Raw genomic sequence first — 6028 nt, forward strand, 5'->3', positions numbered from 1 at the left:
CATCCGCATACCTCACACACCACGGAATACAGCCATTACGGCGAACGCGTCAGGGACTTCGAGAAGGTTCACCCCAACGGGCCGAAGTCAGTATCTGCCCGGCCGGGCAACCTCCTCAGGTACCCCAAACCGTTCACGGAGTTCTTCGGCAAAACGCGTCCGGTAGATGCCCTGGACGATGGTCCAGGGAGACTGGTAGCCCCTGTGCTCCGGGTCCGAGACATCCTCGTCCCACGGCACTACGCAGTCTGGAAGCAGCCGCGCACGGCCCAGATACATCTGCGCGGCCTCTTCCAACCGCACTTCTCCTGCGACCACCGAGCTCCATAGCCCGCAGCCCTGCCCGACCACCCACATGCACAGATCTTCGGTGCTGTCTTCGGACCAGACGTCCCCCTCCACGCTCACGCCTTCTGAGACCGTGGTCGGGTAGCCGGAGATCAGCAATGGTCTCCGGCACCCGACCACAACGCATTCACGAGAGAATCGTCTGGTGACTGTATCTATCGACCGTAGTCGGTCCCTTGAGGAGCTTGAACGTGATCGCTGGCAGGCGCCCCCGCCTGACGCCACCCGTCTCATTGCGACGGCGCATGCCCTGCGGAGTCGGCCGGTCGGGACTCTGACCGTTGAGGACCTGCGCCTGCTGATCGGGCAGGACATTGGGCTGCCGGTGCTTCTTCCGCTCGCGGTGGAGGTGCTTCGTGACAACCCGCTGGCCGAAGGCGACATGTACGAGGGCGACCTGCTGCGCGCGGTCCTGACCAGGAACTCAGCTGTCTGGAGCGCTTATCCGGAACTTGCGAGGCAACTGACCTTCATCGTCGGCGGCCTCTCCGACCTCTCGCCAGACCTGCGGAGCAAGGTCGAGCGGTTCGTAGGCGCCGTCCAGAATTCCTGATGCGTCGCAGGTGCCTGTCGTCTGCTACGGGGCTGCCCACCGAAGACGCCGTGGTCCTGGCCGTTTGGCAGGGCAACCTCGGGTGAGCCGGCGGACCATGATGCCGATCACCGCCCACCGGATCATGGTCGCGGACCGGGCAGGATCGGCCTCGTAGTCACGGGCAAGCCGCCGGTGCGCGGTCATCCAGGCGAACGTCCGCTCAACGGCCCAGCGCTTGGGCCGGACCTGAAAGCCTCGCTGGTCAGGCGCTTTACGGACGATCTCCAGCTCGCGGCCGAGGATCGAAGCGCTCCAATCGACCAGCCGTCCGGAGAAGCCCTGGTCCGCCCAGACCTTCTGGATGCTCGGATGGTCGAGGCGGGTCCAAAGCAGAGGGCGTTTCGCGCCGTCACGATCCTGGACGCTCGCGGCAACCACGTGTACCGCCAGCAGGAGGCCGAGCGTGTCGGTGACGATGAAACGCTTGCGGCCTTTGACCTTCTTGCCTGCGTCAAACCCTCTGGTGGAAACGGGGACGGTGTCGGCCGTGCGCACGGACTGCGAGTCGATGAGCCCCGCGCTAGGTTCGACGCTGCGGCCGTCGGCCACTCGGACCTGGCCGCGCAGCGCGTCGTGCAGCCGCTCCACGGTCCCGTCATCGTGCCACCACGTGAAGTACCAGTACACGGTCGGCCAGGGCGCAAAGTCCTTCGGCAGCTGACGCCAGGCACACCCGGTCCGCACGACGTAGAAGATCGCGTCTACGATCCGCCGCCGTGGATGCTTCTCCTTCCGCCCACCCTTCGGCCCCACCCTCGCGGCCGGTAGTAGCGGCTCCACCAGAGCCCACTGTTCGTCCGTCAGGTCCGACGGATACCTGCCCCCCAGAAGCACTCACGCAGTCCCCAACGACCCCACCAGCCATGCGACACGCCAGATCTCAAACGCGTTTCCCCGGCCACAGCCGTCGAACTGGCCCTCAAGCGTCTGGCCAAGCGCTACCGGTACTTGAGCGAGGAGATAGCAGACGCGGACGCCGACCTGCGCGTCCTGATCACTCGCACCGCCCCCCGGCCTGCTCGCGCTGCCGGGCGTCGGGACCGAAACCGCCGGGCAGCTACTGGTCACCGCCGGCGACAACCCCGACAGGCTCGCTTCAGAGGCCTCATTCGCCCACCTGTGCGCCGCCTCACCCGTGCCAGCCTCATCCGGGCGCACAGACCGCCACCGACTCAACCGTGGTGGAGACCGCCAGGCCAACCGCGCGCTGCACACAATCGTGCTGGTCCGCATGCGTCACGACCCGCGCACCCGCGACTACGTCGCACGACGCACCCTCGAAGGACTCAAGACGAAGGACATCTTCAGATGCCTCAAGCGCTTCGTCGCGCGAGAGGTCTACCGCCACCTCACCAGCGCATTCACCGGCGCACCCGGGCCGTCTCCTGCAGCTTGACGATCTACAGAAGCTTCAGAGTCAAGCTCAGTGCGGGCATAGAACGCCCAGCGGCCAGCCGACAAGGCCGAAGGCTCCTTGCAGTCTGACGCGACGGGCAACCGGTCGAAGTGCTCGGCACCCAGAGCGAGATCCTCCAACCCATCACCCAGCGAGTCCCTTTCACAGAAAGCGGAATGTGTGCCAGAACCCATTTCTCGTGAACATTCCCGAGCCCGTCGACCTCCGGTCGCTGCCCGGCGTGCCGGGCGAAGCTGTGGCGGAAAGTGAGAAACGCCACACCCCGACATGGTCCCCCACGTCCGCTAAAGTCGAGTTAGACCCGCCCTGAACTGGGATTTTGCGTCGCCCACAGAGATGTGATCGCCGCGGGTCAAGCTTTCCTGGAGGTTCGCATGACCGATCTGGCATTTCGCTCCGCAGGCCAGCTCGCTGCCGCCGTCGCGGCAAAGGAGGTATCGAGCGTCGAGTTGCTCGACCACTACCTCGCCCGGGTGGAGCAACTCGACCCGAAGGTGAACGCCATTGTCGCCCGGGACGAGGAGGGTGCGAGGGCCGCAGCGCTGGAGGCCGACCGCACGGTCTCGCGCGGCGAACCGCTCGGCCGCCTGCACGGCGTCCCTGTGACGATCAAGGACAGTCTCGAAGTTGCGGGCATGCGGACCACCGGGGGTTCGGCTCGCTGGGGGGAGCATGTCTCGACGAGCGACGCCGAGTCGGTCGCGCGCCTCAAGAACGAGGGAGCGATCGTGTTCGGCAAGTCCAACATGCCGCCGGACGCCCGGGACTGGCAGACCTACAACGAGGTCTACGGGACCACGAACAATCCGTGGGACCCGACCCGCGGACCTGGCGGTTCGTCCGGCGGGTCCGCCGCGGCGCTCGCCGCTGGGCTGACCGGCCTGGAGCTCGGCGGCGACTCGGCGGGCTCGATTCGGGTGCCTGCCCACTTCTGCGGCGTCTACGGGCTGCGCACGTCGTTCGGGATCGTGCCGAGGTACGGGAGCGTCTCGGGACATGCTCCTGGGACGCTGGCGGATTTCGATATGGCGGTACTCGGCCCGCTCGGCAGGCACGCCGACGACCTCGACCTGGGTCTCGACGTCCTCGCAGGAGCAGACCACGACCGCGCCCCGGCGTGGCGGCTGGAGCTGCCCGCCGCCAGGTCGACCACTCTGCGGGGCTTTCGGGTCGCGGCATGGCTCGAAGACCCGTTCTGCCCTGTCGACGGCGAGCTGGCCGCGATCATGCAGGCGACGCTGGAGGCGGTGCGGGCCGAGGGCGCCGTCGTGGTCGAGGGCAAGGGACCGGTCGGGCTCGAAGAAACGATGGCCCTCTATGAGCCGTTGCTGATGGCGCAGAGCGGGCTGGTCGAGTCGGACGAGTCGTATGCCGGGCTCGTGGACTTCGCCGTGGCGGAGGGGGCCGCGGGCGGGTTCGCGTCGGACCTGACGATCCGCTTCCGTGACTGGCACGCGCTCGACGAACGCCGGCAGCACTCCCGGCGCCGCTGGGCCGAGTTCTTCCGCGACGTCGACGTGCTCCTCTGCCCGGTGACCCCCACGGCCGCCTTCCCCCACGACCAGCAGCCCGATCCCACCTGGTCGGTCCGGACACTGCAGGTCGACGGCGCCGACCGGCCGTATCGCGAGATGCTCACGTGGATGGCGCCGTCGGCGGTCAACCATCTGCCCGCGGCGGTGGCGCCTGTCGGGGCGACCCGGGACGGGCTTCCGGTCGGCATCCAGGTGATCGCTCCCTACCTGCACGACCGCACCGCGGTCCAGTTCGTGCGGTGCCTTGCGGAGGTGATCGGCGGGTTCCGCCGCCCGCCGGGCTTCTGAGCGCCGCCACCGGGCTTTGCCGGCCCGCGGCGTAGCGGCGGCGAACTGGACACCGTGTTCTCGTCGTACGCGGAACGCTTCCCGGCCCGGCCTGTGCCTGCGGGCAGGCGCAGGCCGGGCCGGTCGTGGTCGACCCGCTTGTCGTACTCGGGGTCGTCGTAGCCGGGTCCGAGCGCATCTTGGGACGGGCGCATTCGGCAATCGGATGGGGGCGGTGGAGACGCGTGTGGGCCCTGCCCCGGGTGTCCGGCAGGGCCCGCACTGAGTCGGATCAGCGGGTCACTCGGTCCGTGTCCCGCGGTAGCCCACCGGCCCCTCGCCCGGGAACTGGGCTGTCCCCTGGAACGAGCTGCCCCCGTCGAAGAAGGTGACGCTGCCGTTTCCCTCGTCGCTGGACCAAGTGACGTTCGTACCGGTGGAGGGAGCACCGTCCGCAGGAACGACCTCTCCGCGGTTGGCCAGGGAAAGCGTGAGCGGCTCGTCCGGCTGCCACCCTCCCCCGCCGGTGTGAATCTCAGTCTCGTACGTGGCCATGTGTTCTCCTTGCTCCTCGGTTTGGCCAGCGCGATTCGAGGGCTGTTGCGCTGCCTGCACCAGAGCCAGGCCTTCACACACTGAAGCTTCCCCGTGATCTTGGACACTCGATGCCTATGCTGCGAGGTCGTGTTGGTGCCGTTGCCGGGTTTCGGCCGGGGTGAAGCTTCCCCGTGATCTTGGACACTCGATGCCTATGCTGCGAGGTCGTGTTGGTGCCGTTGCCGGGTCTCGGCCGGGGTGAGGTAGCCGAAGACCTTGTGTTTGCGCAGGCGGCGGCGGTTATGGAACGTCTCGATGAAGTCGAAGACCTCAGCGCGGGCGGTGGCCCGGTCGGGCCGGATACGGGTGCCGATCTCTTCTTTGAGCAGGGCCCAGAAACTCTCCGCGGCGGCGTTGTCGAAGCAGGATCCGGTACGTCCGCAGCTTTGCCGGAGCCCCAACTCGCCTATTTCAAACAGGAATTGGCTACTCGTTTATTCGCTGCCGCGATCCGAATGCGCTATGCAGCCGGGCCGGAGCCGGCCCCGGCCCGCGGCCATCTTCAGCGCATCGACGACAAGGTCGGCGCGGTGGTGGTCGGCCATCGAGTAGCCGACGACCTCGCGGGTGGCCAGGTCCAGCCAGCAGGCGAGATGGAGCCGGCCCGCGTCCCGTTTGAACTCCGCGGTGCACCGCTTCGCGTACTTGCTTCCCACCTGGTGCTACTTCCTCTGGAACCTCATGTCCCAGTCTCCAGGTGTCCACAATCAAGGGGAAGGTTCACCCAGTGGGCGCAGCCCCTGCTGACCGCCGCGCGGGCCTGGCACTACCTCAACTGTCATCGCCACCCCGGCAGACACCTGTTCCGGCACACCAACACCACAAGCAACTCACCGACATTGCCGCAGCATCAGGAATCACCCCCGCCATCAACATCCTGACCGGCGACCCCGCATGGCCAACCCCGGCCACACCACCCCGCTGACCAGCATGAACACCCCACCCTGATAGCGATCAGCAGCAAACCGACCACCACACCCTGCAAAAATGACAGTTCCTCATCGGCGTCCGCTGTCAGAACCCAGCACCCCGCATCACCAGCCCGGACACCCCACCAACCCACTGACAAAACGATGACGAACACCCACCGACAAAACGACACCGATCACCACCCATAGATCCCCAGCCCAACAACAAAACACCAGGCCAGAACAACCCAACCATCCAAGATCTAAGAAGCCGTATCTCAACCGAACGTGATCGCTTGATTTCTGCTGGTCAGGCATCGTGCAGCTCTGAATGGGGGAGGGATCCGGCGTCTTGATTCCG

General features: G+C 66.7%; 8 protein-coding genes and 1 pseudogene. 3 read left to right on the forward strand and 6 right to left on the reverse strand.

The features are described from left to right. Nucleotides 1-87 precede the first annotated feature (87 nt). Nucleotides 88-447: a hypothetical protein gene (locus ABZY11_RS42265; protein ID WP_356484264.1), complete on the reverse strand. Its 360-nt coding sequence runs from the start codon at nucleotides 445-447 to the stop codon at nucleotides 88-90. A 46-nt stretch (nucleotides 448-493) separates the two neighbouring features. Between ABZY11_RS42265 and ABZY11_RS42270 the strand changes: the two genes are divergently transcribed. Continuing rightward, nucleotides 494-901 (forward strand): contact-dependent growth inhibition system immunity protein, encoded by a 408-nt coding sequence (locus ABZY11_RS42270; protein ID WP_356484265.1) that lies wholly within the window; start codon nucleotides 494-496, stop codon nucleotides 899-901. Between the two features lie 24 nt (nucleotides 902-925). Here the strand turns inward: ABZY11_RS42270 and ABZY11_RS42275 are convergent, their stop codons facing one another. Continuing rightward, nucleotides 926-1777 (reverse strand): IS5 family transposase, encoded by an 852-nt coding sequence (locus ABZY11_RS42275; RefSeq protein ID WP_356484266.1) that lies wholly within the window; start codon nucleotides 1775-1777, stop codon nucleotides 926-928. Between the two features lie 187 nt (nucleotides 1778-1964). Between ABZY11_RS42275 and ABZY11_RS42280 the strand changes: the two are divergent. Next, nucleotides 1965-2339, forward strand: a pseudogene (locus ABZY11_RS42280) (IS110 family transposase); the annotation flags it as partial. 395 nt (nucleotides 2340-2734) lie between these two features. Then, nucleotides 2735-4183, forward strand: coding sequence for an amidase (locus tag ABZY11_RS42285; protein WP_356484267.1), 1449 nt, complete (start codon nucleotides 2735-2737; stop codon nucleotides 4181-4183). Between the two features lie 279 nt (nucleotides 4184-4462). Here the strand turns inward: ABZY11_RS42285 and ABZY11_RS42290 are convergent, their stop codons facing one another. From ABZY11_RS42290 to ABZY11_RS42305, 4 genes are all read right to left on the reverse strand, one after another. Beyond that, the gene (locus ABZY11_RS42290; protein WP_356484268.1) at nucleotides 4463-4717 is read right to left on the reverse strand and encodes a hypothetical protein; all 255 of its coding nucleotides are present in this window, start codon (nucleotides 4715-4717) and stop codon (nucleotides 4463-4465) included. A gap of 194 nt (nucleotides 4718-4911) precedes the next feature. After that, entirely contained in the window at nucleotides 4912-5160 is a 249-nt protein-coding gene (locus ABZY11_RS42295) for an integrase core domain-containing protein (protein WP_356484269.1), read from the reverse strand. A 33-nt stretch (nucleotides 5161-5193) separates the two neighbouring features. After that, complete coding sequence (locus ABZY11_RS42300) at nucleotides 5194-5415, reverse strand: DDE-type integrase/transposase/recombinase (protein WP_356484270.1); 222 nt, start codon at nucleotides 5413-5415, stop codon at nucleotides 5194-5196. Between the two features lie 378 nt (nucleotides 5416-5793). Then, nucleotides 5794-6028: hypothetical protein (locus ABZY11_RS42305; RefSeq protein ID WP_356484271.1), on the reverse strand; the 235-nt coding region annotated here is incomplete at its 5' end.

It is taken from the genome of Streptomyces sp. NPDC006510 (assembly GCF_040611955.1).
Classification (GTDB): domain Bacteria; phylum Actinomycetota; class Actinomycetes; order Streptomycetales; family Streptomycetaceae; genus Streptomyces.

Excerpts from the sequence above, each read along its gene's own strand:
- ABZY11_RS42285 (WP_356484267.1), top strand. The coding sequence starts at position 2,735 with ATGACCGATCTGGCATTTCGCTCCGCAGGCCAGCTCGCTGCCGCCGTC.
- ABZY11_RS42290 (WP_356484268.1), bottom strand. The coding sequence starts at position 4,717 with ATGGCCACGTACGAGACTGAGATTCACACCGGCGGGGGAGGGTGGCAG.